The organism is Phytobacter massiliensis JC163, assembly GCF_000321045.1.
GTDB classification, from domain to species: Bacteria; Pseudomonadota; Gammaproteobacteria; order Enterobacterales; family Enterobacteriaceae; genus Phytobacter_A; species Phytobacter_A massiliensis.
Map to the genome: position 1 here is coordinate 1 of NZ_HE578947.1, position 19,358 is coordinate 19,358.

A 19,358-nucleotide genomic window follows, 5' to 3' on the forward strand; every position below is an offset into this window, starting at 1 on the left:
ATAAGTAAGAAGCCCATCCTGACGGATGGGCTTTTTGCGTTTTTACGCATCACTCCTTATAACGCAAATGTAGCAGTGGATAGGGCTTGCCTGCATCATCGTTTTCGCTTCGTCCGGTGACCACGAAGCCCAACTTGAGGTAAAACCCAACGGCCTGCTCGTTCTGCTCATTAACGTCGGTGGTTAAGTCGGGGGCCAGCGCCAGGGCGTGCTCTACCAGTCGTTTTCCCACACCGCTGCCACGAGCAACAGGATCAATAAATAGCGCATCCATATGCCCTTCGGTAAGCAGCATAAACCCTACTGGTTCATCCTGTTCATTGGCGGCAACCCACAGCGGCGCTACCGGTAAAAATGAACTGACTTGCTCCTCCAGCTCTGCCCGATACCCTATAGACAGAAAATCGTGCGTGGCATCGACCGAGCGGCACCAGAGAGAAACCAGCCTCTCTCCTTCTTCGGGTCGTGAACGACGTATGCTAATAACCATATTCTCTCCTTTTATGCGCCCTTATATTCTAACCCAAACCTTTTCGTGAAACTTTCTCACCTTGAACATGCAGACTCGACAACCCGGCTATTCCTGGGTATTGTCAGCTGTCTGGATGTCTAAACGTTTAAACGTATGCAGTGAGGATATAAGTTATGCCGATTCGCGTGCAGGATGAGCTACCCGCCGTTAACTTTTTGCGTGAGGAAAACGTCTTTGTGATGACGGCTTCCCGTGCTACTGGCCAGGAAATTCGTCCGCTGAAGGTGCTTATCCTCAACCTGATGCCAAAAAAGATTGAAACGGAAAACCAGTTTTTACGCCTGCTCTCTAACTCACCGTTGCAGGTTGATATTCAGCTGTTACGTATCGATTCTCGTGAGTCGCGCAACACCCCTGCCGAGCATCTGAATAACTTTTACTGTAACTTTGAGGATGTCTGCGATCAGAACTTCGACGGGTTAATTGTCACCGGTGCGCCGCTGGGCCTGGTGGAGTTCAACGATGTTGCTTACTGGCCGCAGATCAAACAGGTGCTTGAGTGGGCAAAAGATCACGTTACCTCCACGCTATTTGTCTGTTGGGCGGTGCAGGCAGCGCTCAACATCCTCTACGGTATTCCCAAGCAAACCCGCTCCGACAAACTGTCCGGTGTCTATGAGCACCACATTCTCCATCCTCACGCCCTGCTGACGCGCGGTTTTGATGATTCCTTCCTTGCGCCGCACTCGCGCTACGCTGATTTCCCGGCGGCGCTGATTCGTGACTACACCGATCTTGAGATCCTCGCTGAAACTGAGGATGGCGACGCCTACCTGTTCGCCAGTAAAGATAAACGCATTGCCTTTGTCACCGGCCACCCGGAATACGATGCGCATACTCTTGCCGGTGAATACTTCCGTGATGTTGAAGCGGGGCTGAATCCGGACGTGCCGTATAACTATTTCCCGAAAAACGATCCGCAGAACAAACCTCGGGCGACCTGGCGCAGCCACGGTAATTTGCTGTTCACCAACTGGCTCAACTATTACGTCTACCAGATTACGCCTTACGATCTGCGCCATATGAATCCGACATTGGATTAATCGTCTGGGATTGACGATCCTAAAGCGTTTCAGCTCGCTAAATCAGGCACCTTCGGGTGCCTTTTTTATTTCCGAAATTGGCCTCACTATCCTACGTAATTTTTTATCAATGTTATCAATTGGTTAATAAATAATTAAATTAAAAATGGAAATTGTTTTTGATTTTGCATTTTAATTGGATAGTCTTAACTGTGCTGAACGAAAAGCGCACAGCGATCCTTCGTTCGCATTGGGGGAAATTTTTGGATCAATGACGAGGAGCTAAAATGACTCAACAGGCAGCGACAACCGATGAACTGGCCTTTAACAGGCCGCATGGCGAGCAGGAAAAGCAAATTCTCACCTCAGAAGCGGTCGAATTTCTGACGGAGCTGGTGAGCCGTTTTACTCCCCAGCGTAACAAGTTACTTGCTGCCCGTATTCAGCAACAGCAGGATATCGACAACGGCAAGCTGCCTGATTTTATTTCGGAAACGGCTTCCATTCGTAATGGCGACTGGAAAATTCGCGGTATTCCTGAGGACTTACAGGATCGGCGGGTAGAGATTACCGGGCCGGTTGAACGCAAAATGGTGATCAACGCCCTGAACGCCAATGTGAAAGTGTTTATGGCTGACTTCGAGGATTCACTTGCACCCGAGTGGGACAAAGTCATTGAGGGTCAAATCAACCTGCGCGATGCGGTGAATGGCACCATCAGTTACACCAATGAAGCCGGTAAAATTTATCAGCTTAAGCCGGACCCGGCCTTACTGATTTGCCGCGTGCGTGGCCTGCATCTGCCGGAAAAACATGTCACCTGGCGCGGGGAGGCGATCCCGGGCAGCCTGTTTGACTTTGCCCTTTATTTCTTCCACAACCATAAAGCGTTGCTGGCCAAAGGCAGCGGCCCCTATTTCTACCTGCCGAAAACCCAGGCCTGGCAGGAAGCGGCCTGGTGGAGCGACGTGTTCAGCTATGCCGAAGATCGTTTTAACCTGCCGCGCGGCACCATTAAAGCCACTCTGCTGATTGAAACCCTGCCAGCCGTTTTCCAGATGGATGAGATTCTCCACGCGCTGCGCGACCATATCGTCGGACTGAACTGCGGCCGCTGGGATTACATCTTTAGCTATATCAAAACGTTGAAAAACCATCCGGATCGCGTTCTGCCAGACCGCCAGGTGGTGACGATGGATAAACCTTTCCTCAGCGCCTATTCCCGTCTGCTGATCAAAACCTGCCATAAGCGCGGTGCGTTTGCGATGGGCGGCATGGCGGCGTTTATTCCGAGCAAAGATGCCGAACGCAATAATCAGGTGCTGGCGAAGGTGAAAGCGGATAAAGCCCTGGAGGCCAACAACGGCCACGATGGCACCTGGATTGCCCATCCGGGGCTGGCGGATACCGCCATGGCGGTGTTCAACGCGGTGCTGGGCGAAAATAAAAACCAGCTTTTCGTCACCCGCGAAGACGACGCGCCGATCACCGCCGAACAGCTACTGGCCCCGTGTGAAGGCGAACGCACCGAAGAGGGGATGCGCGCCAACATTCGCGTGGCGGTGCAGTACATCGAGGCGTGGATCTCAGGTAACGGCTGCGTACCGATTTACGGCCTGATGGAGGATGCGGCGACGGCAGAAATTTCCCGCACCTCCATCTGGCAGTGGATCCACCACGAAAAGACCCTGAGCAACGGCAAGCCGGTGACCAAAGCGCTGTTCCGCCAGATGCTGGCAGAAGAGATGCGGGTGATTCAGGACGAGCTGGGCGAGCACCGCTACAGCAGCGGTCGTTTCGATGACGCCGCGCGCCTGATGGAGCAAATCACCACCTCTGACGAACTGATCGACTTCCTGACTCTGCCAGGCTATCGCCTGCTGGCGTAATCCACCACATAACAATATGGAGCATCTGCACATGAAAACCCGTACCCAACAAATCGAAGAATTACAAAAAGAGTGGACCCAACCGCGCTGGGAAGGCATTCGTCGTCCCTATAGCGCGGAGGAAGTGGTGAAATTACGCGGCTCGGTGAATCCGGAATGCACGCTGGCGCAGCTGGGCGCGGCGAAAATGTGGCGTCTGCTGCATGGCGAATCCAAAAAAGGCTACATCAACAGCCTTGGCGCGCTGACGGGTGGCCAGGCGCTGCAACAGGCGAAAGCCGGTATCGAAGCGGTCTATCTGTCAGGCTGGCAGGTGGCGGCGGACGCTAACCTGGCCTCCAGCATGTATCCGGATCAATCGCTTTACCCGGCAAACTCCGTCCCGGCGGTAGTGGATCGGATCAACAATACGTTTCGTCGCGCGGATCAGATCCAGTGGTCCAGCGGCATTGAGCCAAACGATCCGCGCTATGTGGACTACTTTTTGCCGATCGTCGCCGATGCGGAAGCGGGCTTCGGCGGCGTGTTAAATGCCTTTGAACTGATGAAATCGATGATCGAAGCCGGTGCAGCGGCGGTTCATTTCGAAGATCAACTGGCCTCGGTGAAGAAATGCGGCCACATGGGCGGCAAAGTGCTGGTCCCTACACAGGAAGCGATTCAGAAACTGGTGGCGGCCCGTCTGGCGGCTGATGTGATGGGCGTGCCGACGCTGGTGATTGCCCGTACTGACGCCGACGCGGCGGATCTGATCACCTCCGACTGTGACCCCTACGACAGCGAGTTTATTACCGGCGAGCGCACCAGCGAAGGGTTTTACCGTACCCGTGCAGGCATTGAGCAGGCCATCAGCCGTGGTCTGGCCTACGCCCCGTATGCCGATCTGGTGTGGTGCGAAACCTCAACGCCTGATCTGGCGCTGGCGAAGCGCTTTGCCGATGCCATCCACGCAAAATATCCGGGCAAACTGCTGGCCTACAACTGTTCGCCGTCGTTTAACTGGCAGAAAAATCTGGACGACAGCACCATCGCCAGCTTCCAGCAGCAGCTGGCGGATATGGGCTACAAATACCAGTTCATTACCCTGGCGGGCATTCACAGCATGTGGTTCAACATGTTCGACCTGGCGCACGCCTACGCGCAGGGCGAGGGGATGAAGCACTATGTCGAGAAGGTGCAGCAGCCAGAGTTTGCCGCCGGAAAAGAGGACTATACCTTCGTTTCCCACCAGCAGGAAGTGGGCACCGGTTACTTCGACAAAGTCACCACCATCATTCAGGGCGGCGCCTCTTCGGTAACCGCACTGACCGGTTCGACGGAAGAGTCGCAGTTCTGATAATCGTTGGCCCCCTCTGCCCGGAGCGGGGCAACGTAAGGAGAGGCGATGTCGCGTGGCCTGGAGTTACTGATTGCACAAACTATCCTGCAGGGCTTTGACGCCCAGTATGGCCGTTTTCTGGAAGTGACCTCCGGCGCGCAGCAGCGCTTTGAACAGGCCGACTGGCACGCCGTACAGCAGGCGATGAAAAATCGTATCCACCTTTACGACCACCATGTGGGCCTGGTGGTGGAGCAGTTGCGCTGCATTACCAACGGTAAAAGCACGGACGCCGACTTTCTGCTGCGCGTAAAAGAGCATTACACCCGGCTTCTGCCGGATTACCCTCGCTTCGAGATTGCGGAAAGCTTTTTTAACTCCGTCTACTGTCGGTTATTTGACCACCGCTCGCTGACTCCCGAGCGGCTTTTTATTTTCAGCTCCCAACCGGCGCGCCGTTTTCGCACTATTCCGCGCCCGCTGGCGAAAGAATTTTACCCCGATCAGGGCTGGGAGCCGCTGCTCACGCGCGTGCTCAGCGACCTGCCGCTGCGTCTGCCGTGGCAAAATAAAGGCCGTGATGTTCACTACATCATCCTGCACCTGACGGAGGTTTTCGGCGCGGAGGCGCTATCCCGCAGCCATTTGCAGGTAGCGAACGAACTCTTTTACCGCAATAAGGCCGCCTGGCTGGTGGGGAAGCTGGTTACGCCCGGAGGTACGCTGCCGTTCCTGCTGCCGGTTCATCGTACTGAGGAAGGTGAGCTATTCATCGATACCTGCCTGACCACCACGGCGGAAGCCAGCATCGTGTTTGGCTTTGCCCGCTCCTATTTTATGGTATACGCGCCGCTGCCCGCTGCGCTGGTTGAGTGGCTGCGGGAGATCCTGCCGGGAAAAACCACCGCCGAGCTGTATATGGCGATTGGCTGCCAGAAGCACGCCAAGACCGAGAGCTATCGCGAGTATTTGCTGTATCTGCGCAGCTGCGACGAGCCGTTTATCGAAGCGCCAGGCATTCGCGGCATGGTGATGCTGGTATTTACCCTGCCGGGATTCGACCGGGTTTTCAAAATCATTAAAGATAAATTTGCCCCGCAGAAAGAGATGTCTGCCGCCCACGTGCGCGCCTGCTATCAGCTGGTGAAAGAGCACGATCGCGTGGGGCGAATGGCGGACACCCAGGAGTTTGAAAACTTCGTGCTGGAGAAGCGGCAAATCGACCCGGCGCTAATGACGTTGCTGCTGGCGGAAGCCGGCGCGAAAATTACCGACCTCGGCGATCGTATTGTTATCAGCCACCTTTATATTGAAAGGCGAATGGTGCCCTTGAATATCTGGCTGGAGCAGGTGGAGGGCCAGCCATTGCGCGACGCCATAGAGGAGTACGGCAACGCCATTCGCCAGCTTGCCGCTGCCAATATCTTTCCCGGCGATATGCTGTTTAAGAACTTTGGCGTCACCCGCCACGGTCGCGTGGTGTTCTACGATTACGATGAGATTTGCTACATGACGGAGGTGAACTTCCGCGATATCCCGAAAGCGCGGTATCCGGAGGACGAGCTGAGCGCCGAGCCCTGGTACAGCGTCTCTCCCGGCGATGTTTTTCCCGAAGAGTTTCGCCACTGGCTGTGCGCCGATCCGCGCATCGGGCCGCTGTTTGAGGAGATGCACGCCGACCTGTTTCGCGCCGACTACTGGCGGGCGTTACAGACGCGTATTCGGGAAGGGCACGTGGAGGATGTCTATGCTTACCGCCGCAAGCAGCGGTTTTGCGTGCGCTACGCAACCGTCGAGCCTCTTTTTTGCGAGCCTCTTTCCAATACGAAAACAGGCAGTTAGTCATCGTTTTATCTGCGATTTAATATCAAGCCAGAGCACATACGAAGCTTACTGAAAGTTTTACTGGCGATAAGAGGAGCGCATTTCTAATATGTCCATATTAGACATTAAAGCCATTTTAGACGGAAGGAGGACGCATGCATGTCATTCCTGCGCAGCAAGCGAAGAATCAATTCGGAGATTTGCTGATGAAAGTCCAGCGTGAACCAGTAGAAATCAGCAAGCACGGGAAGCGTGTGGCGGTCGTGATTTCACCTGAAGAATACGATCATTTTACGCAGTTAAAGTTACAGCAGCTTAAAGCCGTTCTGGCTGAATCAATGGCTCAGGCCGACAGCGGCGATCTGCATAATATTGATGATGTCTTCGGCCCGCTGACGGAAAAGTAGTGGTCCAGGAAGGCTAAAGGATGAGCGTCAGATTTACGAGCAAAGCGAAAGAGCATATTCGCGCCATCAGGGTTTATTCCGTGCATCAGTGGGGCAAGGACGTCGCAGAGGCTTATGCCGGTGTGTTACGCGCCACAATCATGGAGCTTCTTAATCACCATCCCTCTCCAGGCCGCGATCGCAGCGATGATCTGTTTCCGGGGATACGGAGCTTTCCTGTAGAACGACATGTTATCTATTACCGCGAAGCGGCTGATGGCATTATCGTTCTGGCTGTACTACATGAAAAACAGGATCCTCACATCCACCTGTCACCGTCAAAAATTTAGCCTGCAGCAGCCTGGCTCAGGCCGTTACAATAACGGCAAATTCCTCATACACAAGTTCCATATCTGGCGCCCAGCTGCCTTCGCGTTCAAAGAAGGCCCGATGCGCCGCTTGCCAGTAAGCGAGGCTGAGGTCGCCTTCGCCTTCCTGCGCGGCAAGTTCGCCGGTCATCTCATCAAAACGCACCAGCCTTAGCGCAACGGTGCGAATCACGCATACCGCTTTGCCTTTGCCGTCCAGCACAATGTGATAGGCCCCCGGCGTCACGGGCGGCTGCTCTTGCTGATAGCTGGCAAGCGAGCCGCAGGTGCCGCGCTTTTTGCCGGTGACAACCAGGGCCGCCAGTTCGTCAGCCAGCTCTGGCGAATCGCCAAATGACCAGCAAAATGCAGAGGGGTATTTGTCCTGCCAGTATGCTTTCAGATCGCTCATTTATCGTATCCCGCCGTACGCCAGCGTCACTTCCTTCGCCGCCTTGATCACCATCGCGCCAAACTCGGTCACGCGGTCATCGGTGATGCGAGAAATCGGCCCGGAAATAGAAATCGCAGCGAACGGTTCGCGATGCTCATCATAAATGCACGCCGCCACGCAGCGCAGGCCGAGCGCGTGCTCTTCATCGTCAAACGAATAGCCGCGTTTGCGCGTCTGGGCGAGATCGTCTTTCAGATGTACCGGCGACACCAGCGTGGCGTGGGTATACGCGTGCAGCCCTTTGCGGTGTAGCAGGCCGGTGACCTGCTCTTCGCTTAGCTGCGACAGAAAGGCTTTACCCGCCCCGGAGGCGTGCATCGGCAATTTTCCGCCGATAGGCGCAGACATGCGCATCAGCTGGGTACACTGCACCTGGTCGATAATTATCGCCTGGTGGTCGCTCTGGTCCAGCACCGCCAGATTGACCGTTTCACCCGAATCCTCCATCAGCTTGCGCAGAATCGGGTGGACGATCGCCAGCAGGTTACGGCTTTGTAGAAAGCTGCTGCCGACGATAAACGCGTGCGCGCCCACCGCCCAGTGGCCCAGTTCCCCTACCTGACGCACAAAACCCTGCTGCTGCATCGTTGTAAGCAAGCGGTGAGTGGTAGAGTTAGGCAGGCCCGCCTGCTGCGCCAGTTCAGTGAGCGGCACGCTACCGTGAGATTCAGCAATAAATTCCAGCAGTTTCAGGCCGCGCGTCAGTGACTGCACCTGTCCGGTAGTCTGAGTGGCTGCGGCGGCAGACGGTTTTCTGCCACGCTTAGCGGGAACGGTAGCGACCATAAACGGCTCCTTTTCTGTATCGTGGAAATCATTTTCGTTTTATCTGATTATAATGCAAGCATTCACATACTGATCCGATGAGTGAAGCTGAACTTGTCTCATGTTGCCCGCTGTTCTCTTTTCCACCAGCACGCTTTGTGCCACTATGGCTCGTTACGTTGAGCGTTGTCGGGAGCAAGTGTGAGCAGCAAAGTTGAACAACTGCGTGGGCAGTTAAATGAACGTATTCTGGTGCTGGACGGCGGTATGGGCACCATGATTCAGAGCTATCGTCTGGGTGAAGCCGATTTTCGCGGCGACCGCTTTGCCGACTGGCCTTGTGACCTGAAGGGCAACAACGACCTGCTTGTGCTCAGCAAGCCGGAGGTCATCAGCGCTATTCACAACGCCTACTTTGAGGCGGGCGCGGATATCATCGAAACCAACACCTTCAACTCGACGACCATTGCGATGGCGGATTACCAGATGGAATCGCTGTCGGCGGAGATCAACTTTGCCGCGGCGAAGCTGGCCCGCGCCTGCGCCGATGAGTGGACCGCGCGCACGCCGGAAAAACCGCGCTATGTGGCGGGGGTGCTTGGCCCGACCAACCGCACGGCCTCCATCTCGCCGGACGTGAACGACCCGGCGTTCCGCAATATCACCTTCGATCAGCTGGTGGCAGCCTACCGCGAATCCACCAAAGCGCTGGTGGAAGGGGGCGCGGACCTGATCCTGATCGAGACGGTATTCGATACGCTGAACGCCAAAGCGGCGGTATTTGCCGTCAAAGCAGAACTTGAGGCGCTGGGCGTAGCGTTGCCGATCATGATTTCTGGCACCATCACCGACGCCTCCGGGCGTACGCTCTCCGGCCAGACCACCGAAGCGTTTTACAACTCGCTGCGCCACGCCGAAGCGCTCACCTTTGGGCTTAACTGCGCGCTGGGGCCGGATGAACTGCGCCAGTACGTGCAGGAGCTGTCGCGCATTGCCGAATGTTACGTCACCGCCCACCCGAACGCCGGGCTACCCAACGCCTTTGGCGAGTACGATCTCGACGCTGACACCATGGCAGGTCAGATCCGCGAATGGGCGGAAGCGGGCTTCCTGAATATCGTTGGCGGCTGCTGCGGCACCACGCCGGAACATATCGCCGCCATGAGCCGCGCGGTCGCAGGCCTGCCGCCGCGCAAGCTGCCGGAAATCCCCGTCGCCTGCCGCCTTTCCGGCCTGGAGCCGCTGAACATCGGCGACGACAGCCTGTTCGTCAACGTCGGCGAGCGCACCAACGTGACCGGCTCGGCGAAATTTAAGCGGCTGATTAAAGAAGAAAAATACAGCGAGGCGCTGGATGTTGCCCGCCAGCAGGTGGAAAGCGGCGCGCAGATTATCGATATCAACATGGACGAAGGGATGCTCGACGCCGAAGCGGCGATGGTGCGTTTCCTCAACCTGATCGCCGGGGAGCCGGATATCGCCCGCGTGCCGATCATGATTGACTCCTCGAAGTGGGAGGTCATCGAAAAAGGGCTGAAGTGCATTCAGGGCAAAGGCATCGTCAACTCCATCTCAATGAAAGAGGGGGTTGAAGCCTTTATCCATCACGCGAAGCTGCTGCGTCGTTACGGCGCGGCGGTGGTGGTAATGGCGTTCGATGAGCAGGGCCAGGCCGACACCCGGGCGCGTAAAATCGAGATTTGTCGCCGCGCCTATAAAATTCTCACCGAAGAGGTGGGCTTCCCGCCGGAAGACATCATTTTTGACCCGAATATCTTCGCCGTGGCGACGGGTATTGAAGAGCACAACAACTACGCCCAGGACTTTATCGGCGCCTGCGAAGACATCAAACGCGAGCTGCCGCACGCGCTGATCTCCGGCGGCGTCTCTAACGTGTCGTTCTCGTTTCGCGGCAACGATCCGGTGCGCGAGGCCATCCACGCGGTATTCCTCTACTACGCCATCCGCAACGGGATGGACATGGGCATCGTCAACGCCGGACAGCTGGCGATTTACGACGATCTGCCGACGGAGCTGCGTGATGCGGTTGAAGATGTGATCCTCAACCGCCGCGACGACGGCACCGAGCGGCTACTGGAGCTGGCGGAGAAATATCGCGGCAGCAAGGCCGATGATTCCGCCAACGCCCAGCAGGCGGAGTGGCGCAGCTGGGAAGTGAAAAAGCGCCTCGAATATTCGCTGGTAAAAGGCATCACCGAATTTATTGAACAGGATACCGAAGAGGCCCGTCAGCAGGCCGCCCGACCGATTGAGGTGATTGAAGGGCCGCTGATGGACGGCATGAACGTGGTCGGAGACCTGTTCGGCGAAGGCAAAATGTTCCTGCCGCAGGTGGTGAAATCCGCCCGCGTAATGAAGCAGGCGGTGGCGTATCTGGAGCCGTTTATCGAAGCCAGTAAGAAAAAGGTTCGAGCAACGGCAAGATGGTGATCGCCACGGTGAAGGGCGACGTGCATGACATTGGCAAAAACATCGTCGGCGTGGTGTTGCAGTGCAATAACTATGAAATCGTCGATCTCGGCGTAATGGTGCCAGCAGAGAAAATCCTGAAAACCGCGAAAGAGGTCAATGCCGATCTGATCGGCCTTTCCGGCCTGATCACCCCGTCGCTGGACGAAATGGTTAACGTGGCGAAAGAGATGGAGCGCCAGGGCTTTACCATTCCGCTGCTGATTGGCGGCGCGACCACCTCGAAAGCGCACACGGCGGTGAAGATCGAGCAGAACTACAGCGGCCCGACGGTGTACGTGCAGAACGCCTCGCGCACGGTGGGCGTGGTGGCGGCGCTGCTGTCGGACACCCAGCGCGATGACTTTGTCGCCCGCACCCGCAAAGAGTATGAAACGGTGCGTATTCAGCACGGACGTAAAAAACCGCGCACGCCGCCGGTGAGTCTGGAAGCGGCGCGCGATAACGATCTGGCCTTCGACTGGGCAAGCTATACGCCGCCAGTGGCGCATCGTCTGGGCGTACAGGAGGTGGAAGCGAGCATTGAAACGCTGCGTAACTACATCGACTGGACGCCGTTCTTTATGACCTGGTCGCTGGCGGGGAAATATCCGCGCATCCTGGAGGATGAGGTGGTGGGCGAGGAGGCGAAGCGCCTGTTCAAAGATGCCAACGACATGCTGGATAAACTGAGCGCGGAGAAAACTCTCAACCCCCGCGGTGTGGTCGGTCTGTTCCCGGCAAACCGCATCGGCGACGACATCGAAATCTACCGCGATGAAACCCGCACCCATGTGCTGGCGGTCAGCCATCATCTGCGCCAGCAGACCGAAAAAGTCGGCTTCGCCAACTACTGCCTGGCCGATTTTGTCGCGCCGAAGCTCTCCGGTAAAGCCGACTATATCGGTGCCTTCGCGGTGACCGGCGGGCTGGAAGAGGACGCGCTGGCCGAGGCATTTGACGCACAGCATGATGACTACAACAAAATCATGGTGAAAGCGATTGCCGACCGTCTGGCGGAAGCGTTCGCGGAATATCTGCATGAGCGGGTGCGCAAAGTGCACTGGGGCTATGCGGCTAACGAGAATCTCAGTAATGAGGAACTGATCCGCGAAAACTACCAGGGCATTCGTCCTGCGCCGGGCTATCCGGCCTGCCCGGAACATACCGAGAAGGGAACCATCTGGCAGCTGCTGGATGTTGAAAAGCACACCGGCATGAAGCTTACCGAATCCTTCGCCATGTGGCCGGGCGCGTCGGTGTCGGGCTGGTATTTCAGCCACCCGGACAGCAAGTATTTCGCGGTGGCGCAGATTCAGCGTGACCAGGTTGAAGATTATGCCTTCCGTAAAGGCATGAGCGTAGCGGAAGTAGAACGCTGGCTGGCAGCTAACCTGGGGTATGACGCGGATTAAGCCTCCCGACTGAATAAAAACGGCCTGTTAATCCAGGCCGTTTTTATATTGCTCTGGAGTATGCGCAACGCATTTGGTAAGCCGGAGCGTTTGTATATTCTTTCTCTACTCTTTTTCATAAAGGGGAAAGGAAAAGAGGAGCCTTGTAAAGGCGCGCGCCGCATCCGGATAATGGCCGTTATTCCCACCAGCAGCCTCTCTCTTTATTTGATGCTTTGTAATATTAGCATGACGTTTTTGACCTTTATATTTATAGGGTTATTCTTTATCGCTGTCTTCTAAAAAAAGCGCGCTTCAACAATTTGTATATAGTAGGCGAATTACTTTGTGAAACTGTTGTTGAACTATTTTTATAAATTACTTTTCAATTAATGCCAGTAAAGCTGTAGCAGAAATAAAATAAATTTTTAACAAATATTTTACGCAAAAAACGGAAAATTAAAAGCAGTTTTTAATCAGGGTGTTACGTTTTTCGGTGTTTCATTTCTGTTATCGATATTTTTCATTTAAGATCGTTTAAGAACCCTTAAAACTATTTGATCTTATTTAAAATGACAATTCCCAATGCCGCTTGCAATAATTCAGTCAACAGAAACACCCTTTGTTTTTGTTGTGAATGAATCATGCTTTTTAAATGATGACTCCAATTTATTGGAGTATCTATATATGCGAAAAAGGAATCTATCATGCATAGCAAAATGGTAGTAAATAAAAGTTTGTTAGCCGCGTCGTTATGTATGACGCTGTTCAGTTTAGATGCGGCAGCAGCAGATGGCACCATTAACTTCACCGGCAATGTCACCACAAGTGCATGTACCACCATTGTAGGAGCAGGCCCCACCGGGGGCGCAATGAGTAACCCTGCAACGGTTGCGCTGCCAAACGTGACGGATACAACGCTGAATGCTGCCGTCGGGACTTACGCGGGCCATACGCCGTTCTCTATTTCCCTTACCGGCTGTGAAGCTACCGCTGCGTTACAGAACGTCCGTGCGATTTTCACAACGCCTTCACCGGCGTCGGGGGATAACTTCGTGATGGGTAACACCGCCGCAGGAGGTGCGCAAAACGTTGCTGTCGCGATTCTCAGTTCTGGTGGATCTCAGATTGACCTTAACGGGGGCCCGAACACGGATACGGGGCTGGCTCTGCCAGCATCATCAGGTCCTGTGACGTTAAACTATCAGGCTGCCTATAAGTCGCTGACCACGGGCGTGACGGCGGGGGCGGTCGCCGGTACTGCGGAATATATCATTTCCTATTTCTGATACGCGTTACTGTTTCCGCGAATATTTTGTCTGCACGGTAGCTTTCACCAACGCAGACAAATATTCGCCTGACGATAAACAGCGCTCAACACTGCGCTGTTTATCGCAATATTTATTTTTACTTGTAAATAGAGGCTTTATTCATGCCGGTATTACTGTCGCTATCTGGCCATTTTATTCCGGGCAAAGCGGACGGAATAAAAGCTATGGTTGCAGGCTTTATTTGCTGCGGCCTGATAGCCGGTAAATCATCCGCTGAATCCCATTTCGAAGAGGCTTATCTGCACCGGGATAAAAACGGCGCATCGCCGGATGTTTTTATCTATAAAGATGCGTTGACCCCGGGCATTAAGAACATTGAGATCATCGTGAATGAGCATCTGGCCGGAAAAAACGACGTGGATTTCGTGAGTACAGGCAATAATGAAGCTTCGCCGTGTCTGAGTGCCGCCATGCTTAAGATGCTGGGTATAAAAACCGAGCTCTATGAAAACGATGCGTCGGAGAATACCGCGCAGTGTTACGACCTGAAAAAGCAGATTCCCTCCTCAGAACTGTATTACAAAAGCAGCCAGCAGCGATTGTATATTACGGTCCCCCAGGAGGCTGTAGATAAACAACATTTCACCATGATTTCCCCTGAGGAGTGGGATCACGGCGTGCCCAGCCTGCGTACCAGCTACAACGGCTACTACTATTCTTCGCGCATCAAAACCGGCCACAGTACGGATGGGCAGGACTCGTCCGGCAGGGACACCTACAGCAGCGCCTATATGAACTTTAACACGGTGGGCTCGTTGGGCGCCTGGCGTCTGTACAGTATCGATTCCTTCTATAAAAGCAACCAGCGCGGCTGGGAGTCAGAACACGATCGCAGCTATTTGGCCCGGGATATTGCCGCGCTACGCAGCCAGCTACAGGTCGGGGAGATCTACACGCGCGGGTCAGGGTATATGTCAGGCTCCGTCCCACTGCACGGCGTTTCGCTGGCAACCAATGAGAAAATATCACTGGATAATCAGTTTACTTTTGCGCCAGTCATCCGCGGGGTGGCGCGCACCAACGCCCGTCTGACCGTGCGCCAGCGGGGGCGAGTGATTTACAGCACCACCCTGACGCCGGGGCCGTTTGCCATTGATGACTTGTATAGCGCGCATGTAGGGGCGGACCTTGAAGCCACCGTTGAGGAGTCTGACGGGCAGCGGCAGGTGTTCCGGGTGCCCTATACGGCGTTGCCGGACATGATTCGCCCGGGCGCGGTGCGCTACAACGTCTCCGCCGGTCAGTACCGACGTCAGGGCCGGGATATAAAGGCACCGGTGGTGTTATCCGGCGGGCTGGAGCGCGGTTTTGAACGCTTTACCCTCGGGAGTTCACTGCTGGCATCGGATCGCTACCAGACTTTATCAGCAGGCGCTTCGTGGAATGCCGGGAACATCGGCGCATTCTCTGCCGAGATCGCGCACGCCCGTTATCGTAACCCTGAAAACGATCACCACACCCGCGATGGCTCCGCGGTGCGTGTCCAGTACGCCCGACATTTTGAGGCGTCAGACACCTCGCTACAGATTCTGGGCTACCAGTATCGCTCAGAGGACTTTCTGGAGTTCCAGGAGTTCCTGATGCGTGACAGCTACTCTCCGCGTCCTGACGATGACGACACATACGCTCGCTATGAGCGGCGCAAGCGTAACCGCGTTGAGATGACCATTAACCAGACCGTGTCGGATATAGGCAGTCTCTACATGACGGTCAGCCAGGAACGCTATTACGGCACCAGTAAAAAAAGCACCTCTGTTACCGGAGGCATGGGCACAAACATTGGCAGCAGTACGGTCTCGCTCTCGCTGACGGACTCCCGGGATGATGAGCGTTCAGACCGGCAGGTCAGCCTGTCAGTCAGCATCCCCCTCAGCGCGGGAAGCGACCGCCACCAACACCGTAATTACGGCTCACTGAACTATGGCCTGGTGCGTGACCAGGACAACCAGTTCAGTCAGTCGCTGGGCTACTCCGGCAGCGCACTGGATAACACGGTTACCTATTCGGCGAACGTACTCCGTGATGTGCAGGGGGAATACAGCCAGTCCGGCACCCTGGGCTATAACGGCAGCATGGCGACGATCAGCGGAGGCCTGAGCCACAGCAAAAACACCAATCAGATATCGGCAGGGATGAGCGGCGGCGTGACCCTGTACAGCGGCGGCGTAGTGCTGTCGCCGGTGCTGGGCGACACGGTGGCGATTGTGGATACCACGGGTGCTCAGGGTATTGACGTCACGGGGACGGGCAATGCGAAAACCGACATCTTTGGCCACGCCGTGGTGACCTGGCTGACGCCGTACCGGTACAACGAGATAAATCTGGATCACTCGGGCGTGGACAACGTGGAACTGAAAGAGACCACGCGCAAAGTGGTGCCGAGCGAAGGCGCGGCAGTTCTGCTGAAATTTGCCTCGCGGGTCGGGCGGCGCGCGATGGTGGAACTGCACGGCGCCAGCACTATCCCCTTAGGGGCAATGGTGTACGCCGACGAAGAAAACGAGGCATCGCGCGAGGAAGTCGGCATTGTCGGCAACCGCGGGGTGACCTACCTGAGCGGTCTGGATGCGCGCCACGATGCGCGCCTGCGGGTCGTCTGGGGAGACGATCCGGGTTCACAGTGCCGGTTCACGCTGCCGGCGGCCACGCCGGAGCAGCTGAAGCCAGACAACTGGCACAAGAAGATTATCGTGAACTGCCGTTAGCGGCAGTCGTAGTTAAACGAAACAGACGGAACAGAAAATGACATTCAAACAGATATGCGCAGGCCTCCTTGCGGCCGGATTGCTCTCTTCTATGGCGGATGCCGCCGTTCGGCCCCAGCTGACAAGGGCGGTGGCCTACGCGGAGGATAAAGAAACGACGGTTGGGGTGATCAATGACAGCGATAGCACCTACATGCTGCAGTCGTGGCTGGAGGACTTACAGGGCCGGGATAGCGGAATACCGCTGGTGCTGACGCCGCCGGTGATGAAGATGGAGGGGAAGAGCGAAGGAAAACTTCGTCTGATGGTGATGCGCGGGGAAATCCCGCAGGACAGGGAGTCGGTGTACTGGCTGTCGCTACAGGAAATCCCCCCGAAGGCGAAGGACACGGCTAACCGTCTGGTGGTGGCGGTGAGAAGCCGGATAAAGGTATTCGTGCGCCCGGCAGGGCTGACGTCGGAGGGGGCCAGGGCGTCGGCAGGCGCGCTGCGCTGGAGCCTGCAGCGTGAAGGTAGCCAGACGTGGCTGATGGCCACCAACCCCACGCCTTATTACATCAGCTTCGGGCGCCTGACAGCAGGCTGCGGAAGCTGCAAAAAAGTGACGCCGGAAAACAAAAACACCATGGTGCCGCCGCAGGGGAGCCAGCGTTATAGCCTGCCGACTCAGGCCGGGACGGGTGCCATGAATGTCACCTGGAGCGCGATGAACGACTGGGGCGGCGCGGGCGAAGAGCACAGCCAGGAGGTGAGGCCGTGAGCAGAATATGGGGAGTGGCCGCGGCGCTGGTCTCGGGGCTGGCTGTGATACCGACTCAGGCGGCGACATGGTCATACAACTATACCTGGCATGGTGGCCTGAATGCTGGCCTTCCGGCAGCAAATTGTACCCTTACTGTTCCTGATATCCGGCCGCTACAAGTGCCAAAGACCCTGGTAGTAGACAGCGCAGCCCCAATTGGTGCTGTATTGTACTCGTGGGATTTTAACAGTTTCTTACCGGGGTTCATGTCGCGGTGTACAGGCACTGGTATTAATACTTATGGACATGGCAGTATGGTTATAGACGGCATAGAGGTTGCCAACATAAATCGTTGGGAACTTTTCTTACGAGGCCTGACAATCAGTGAGCCGAAAAACAATAGCATTCCCACTTATGCCACGACGCTATCAGGCATCGGGATACGTTTATATGTTAGGGCAGACACAGATGATAATAGTGAAAGTTTGTGGCAGGAGTTTCTCTATGCTGGAGGTCTCGGAGTTATCAGTTCGCCTGTACGGGGTAACGCTTATGTGTGGGGATATGGCAGCCCCGGTGTTGATAGTTTTTTTAGGGCCGACCTTGCTGACGGTTTTATTATGACGGATAAGGAAGCTGGCTTCTCTATTAAAGCAGAGTTGATAAAAACGGCGGACACAGTGCAGTACGGTAACCTGGGGCTGGCCGGTAATCCTGTAACAGCTTGGGAAACAGACGGAATAAGCACAGCATTGCCGACCGACCTACTAAGCGGTAACGCCATTACTGTAGTGTCGCCGGCATGCAGACTCCGTACCACCAATTACAACATCAGCATGGGTACATGGGCGGCAGACACGATTAACCATACCGGCACGCCGGCAAGCGGCCCAGCCCAACCCGTGGGGCTGGACCTGGAGTGTATGGGTCGGCCAGCTGATGTTCAGTTCAGGTTTGAGGATACCGGCAGCGCACCTTCAACGGCTGCACAGAAAAACGTCACCCTCTATGATGGCGGAGGGAACAAGGTTAACGGACTTGAAATTCAGATGAAGTATAACGGCAGCCGGGTCAACATCGATGGCGTCACCCAGACCAGTACGGGGGCGCGTGGCCAGGCACATGATAATAGCGGGCTTGCGCCGACCTATATAGCCGCCGGGCAGGCCATGTTTACCGCCAATTATATCCAGAACGGGCCTATCACCGTCGGAGGCAATAACTATACCGGGCCAGTTTCAGGCAAGGTTAACGTCTGGGTCACCTACAACTGATAACGTTTTATATGCATATGATGAATAATGAGAATATGATGTACGTCTATTCTAATGACACCTATTTTATAGCCGGTATAAGAAATGCGCTGGCCTTTTCCGGGATTAACTTTATGCATGATATTGCAGTAATTGATCCCGGAGGTGAGGATATTTATATAACAAGGGCTGCGGAATTTCATCGTCCGGGTTTAGCAGATACATTAACCCACTTTATTGAAACACGCTGCTACTCCCTGAGAAAAAAAGCGCCGGTAGCGGAATATCTTTATGTGCTTAACTTAATGGCAAACAATGCCCGGATCCCTTTTCATGTAAAACCCTTAACAGAAAGAGAGGGCTTAATCTGTGAATCTTATCTGGCGGGTCGGGAAAGAAAAGAGATTGCGCAAAAAATGCATCTCAGTGAGCAGGCGCTGAGCTATAGTCAGGTAAAAGCGTTACGCAAAATGAACATTAAGAGCATCCCCTTTTTACTTAAGGTTATGAAAAACTGGTATGCGTTTGGTAGCGGGCCATTCGTTGATTATCCCCGTCATACGTCAAGTTGCATGCCCGTTGACAATAACCTGGCCCATCCGTGGGTCTCGGCCTGCCGGGGGCTCTGAACAGCGGTCCATTTCGTGTGCCTCTACCGAATGCCTGTGTTCGCCAGCTGTGGACGGGTGCAGGAAGCGTGATCGGGCATTAACCGGGAAAATAAAATGACACACAAATAGTTTCGCTATAAATTATATGCTGAGCCAGCATTGAGTCCGTGACTTGCTATATGCAGGGCATTTACAACTCCATAATAGAAAATAACGTATTAAAAGTGATACCTTAAAAAATAGCCCATCGGCAGTATTATTTTTGATACCTTAAAAACGCCTTTATAAATCAGGT

The 19,358-nt window shown here is 54.9% G+C and carries 14 protein-coding genes and 1 pseudogene; 12 read left to right on the forward strand and 3 right to left on the reverse strand.

Annotation, left to right across the window (positions count from 1 at the left end; genetic code table 11):
• Positions 1–49 precede the first annotated feature (49 nt).
• The gene (locus tag ENTHG_RS14125; RefSeq protein WP_044180826.1) at positions 50–490 is read right to left on the reverse strand and encodes an acetyltransferase; all 441 of its coding nucleotides are present in this window, start codon (positions 488–490) and stop codon (positions 50–52) included.
• 155 nt (positions 491–645) lie between these two features.
• Between ENTHG_RS14125 and metA the strand changes: the two genes are divergently transcribed.
• The 6 genes from metA to ENTHG_RS14155 all read left to right on the forward strand — a co-directional run bounded on the left by metA (position 646) and on the right by ENTHG_RS14155 (position 7,321).
• Positions 646–1,575, forward strand: coding sequence for a homoserine O-acetyltransferase MetA (gene metA, locus ENTHG_RS14130; protein WP_044180829.1), 930 nt, complete (start codon positions 646–648; stop codon positions 1,573–1,575).
• A 266-nt stretch (positions 1,576–1,841) separates the two neighbouring features.
• Positions 1,842–3,443: a malate synthase A gene (aceB, locus tag ENTHG_RS14135; protein WP_044180831.1), complete on the forward strand. Its 1,602-nt coding sequence runs from the start codon at positions 1,842–1,844 to the stop codon at positions 3,441–3,443.
• Between the two features lie 31 nt (positions 3,444–3,474).
• Positions 3,475–4,779, forward strand: coding sequence for an isocitrate lyase (gene aceA / locus ENTHG_RS14140; RefSeq protein ID WP_044180834.1), 1,305 nt, complete (start codon positions 3,475–3,477; stop codon positions 4,777–4,779).
• Between the two features lie 48 nt (positions 4,780–4,827).
• Positions 4,828–6,603: a bifunctional isocitrate dehydrogenase kinase/phosphatase gene (aceK, locus tag ENTHG_RS14145; RefSeq protein ID WP_044180837.1), complete on the forward strand. Its 1,776-nt coding sequence runs from the start codon at positions 4,828–4,830 to the stop codon at positions 6,601–6,603.
• 137 nt (positions 6,604–6,740) lie between these two features.
• Positions 6,741–6,992 carry a type II toxin-antitoxin system Phd/YefM family antitoxin gene (locus tag ENTHG_RS14150; RefSeq protein ID WP_044180839.1) on the forward strand — a complete coding sequence of 84 codons (252 nt, stop codon included), beginning with the start codon at positions 6,741–6,743 and terminating at the stop codon, positions 6,990–6,992.
• Positions 6,993–7,012: 20 nt separating this feature from the next.
• Positions 7,013–7,321 carry a type II toxin-antitoxin system RelE/ParE family toxin gene (locus ENTHG_RS14155; protein ID WP_044180841.1) on the forward strand — a complete coding sequence of 103 codons (309 nt, stop codon included), beginning with the start codon at positions 7,013–7,015 and terminating at the stop codon, positions 7,319–7,321.
• A 16-nt stretch (positions 7,322–7,337) separates the two neighbouring features.
• Here the strand turns inward: ENTHG_RS14155 and ENTHG_RS14160 are convergent, their stop codons facing one another.
• Both ENTHG_RS14160 and iclR read right to left on the reverse strand, forming a co-directional pair.
• Entirely contained in the window at positions 7,338–7,742 is a 405-nt protein-coding gene (locus tag ENTHG_RS14160) for an ASCH domain-containing protein (protein ID WP_106403298.1), read from the reverse strand.
• A gap of 9 nt (positions 7,743–7,751) precedes the next feature.
• On the reverse strand, positions 7,752–8,579 hold the full coding sequence (gene iclR, locus ENTHG_RS14165; RefSeq protein WP_044180846.1) for a glyoxylate bypass operon transcriptional repressor IclR: 828 nt from the start codon (positions 8,577–8,579) through the stop codon (positions 7,752–7,754).
• A gap of 180 nt (positions 8,580–8,759) precedes the next feature.
• Between iclR and metH the strand changes: the two are divergent.
• The 6 genes and pseudogenes from metH to ENTHG_RS14200 all read left to right on the forward strand — a co-directional run bounded on the left by metH (position 8,760) and on the right by ENTHG_RS14200 (position 19,081).
• Positions 8,760–12,442, forward strand: a pseudogene (gene metH, locus ENTHG_RS14170) (methionine synthase).
• 686 nt (positions 12,443–13,128) lie between these two features.
• Positions 13,129–13,710, forward strand: a complete 582-nt coding sequence (locus ENTHG_RS23750) for a fimbrial protein (protein ID WP_052332715.1) — start codon at positions 13,129–13,131, stop codon at positions 13,708–13,710.
• Between the two features lie 143 nt (positions 13,711–13,853).
• The gene (locus ENTHG_RS14185) at positions 13,854–16,457 is read left to right on the forward strand and encodes a fimbria/pilus outer membrane usher protein (protein ID WP_044180852.1); all 2,604 of its coding nucleotides are present in this window, start codon (positions 13,854–13,856) and stop codon (positions 16,455–16,457) included.
• A 37-nt stretch (positions 16,458–16,494) separates the two neighbouring features.
• Positions 16,495–17,217: a fimbrial biogenesis chaperone gene (locus ENTHG_RS14190; RefSeq protein WP_044180857.1), complete on the forward strand. Its 723-nt coding sequence runs from the start codon at positions 16,495–16,497 to the stop codon at positions 17,215–17,217.
• Positions 17,214–18,473, forward strand: a complete 1,260-nt coding sequence (locus tag ENTHG_RS14195; protein WP_044180858.1) for a hypothetical protein — start codon at positions 17,214–17,216, stop codon at positions 18,471–18,473. The genes ENTHG_RS14190 and ENTHG_RS14195 overlap by 4 nt, the downstream gene beginning before the upstream one ends.
• Before the next feature lie 35 nt (positions 18,474–18,508).
• Entirely contained in the window at positions 18,509–19,081 is a 573-nt protein-coding gene (locus ENTHG_RS14200) for a LuxR C-terminal-related transcriptional regulator (RefSeq protein WP_161624532.1), read from the forward strand.
• Positions 19,082–19,358: the final 277 nt, after the last annotated feature.

Excerpts from the sequence above, each read along its gene's own strand:
- ENTHG_RS14125 (WP_044180826.1), bottom strand. The coding sequence starts at position 490 with ATGGTTATTAGCATACGTCGTTCACGACCCGAAGAAGGAGAGAGGCTG.
- metA (WP_044180829.1), top strand. The coding sequence starts at position 646 with ATGCCGATTCGCGTGCAGGATGAGCTACCCGCCGTTAACTTTTTGCGT.
- aceB (WP_044180831.1), top strand. The coding sequence starts at position 1,842 with ATGACTCAACAGGCAGCGACAACCGATGAACTGGCCTTTAACAGGCCG.
- aceA (WP_044180834.1), top strand. The coding sequence starts at position 3,475 with ATGAAAACCCGTACCCAACAAATCGAAGAATTACAAAAAGAGTGGACC.
- aceK (WP_044180837.1), top strand. The coding sequence starts at position 4,828 with ATGTCGCGTGGCCTGGAGTTACTGATTGCACAAACTATCCTGCAGGGC.
- ENTHG_RS14150 (WP_044180839.1), top strand. The coding sequence starts at position 6,741 with ATGCATGTCATTCCTGCGCAGCAAGCGAAGAATCAATTCGGAGATTTG.
- ENTHG_RS14155 (WP_044180841.1), top strand. The coding sequence starts at position 7,013 with ATGAGCGTCAGATTTACGAGCAAAGCGAAAGAGCATATTCGCGCCATC.
- iclR (WP_044180846.1), bottom strand. The coding sequence starts at position 8,579 with ATGGTCGCTACCGTTCCCGCTAAGCGTGGCAGAAAACCGTCTGCCGCC.
- ENTHG_RS23750 (WP_052332715.1), top strand. The coding sequence starts at position 13,129 with ATGCATAGCAAAATGGTAGTAAATAAAAGTTTGTTAGCCGCGTCGTTA.
- ENTHG_RS14185 (WP_044180852.1), top strand. The coding sequence starts at position 13,854 with ATGCCGGTATTACTGTCGCTATCTGGCCATTTTATTCCGGGCAAAGCG.
- ENTHG_RS14190 (WP_044180857.1), top strand. The coding sequence starts at position 16,495 with ATGACATTCAAACAGATATGCGCAGGCCTCCTTGCGGCCGGATTGCTC.
- ENTHG_RS14200 (WP_161624532.1), top strand. The coding sequence starts at position 18,509 with ATGATGTACGTCTATTCTAATGACACCTATTTTATAGCCGGTATAAGA.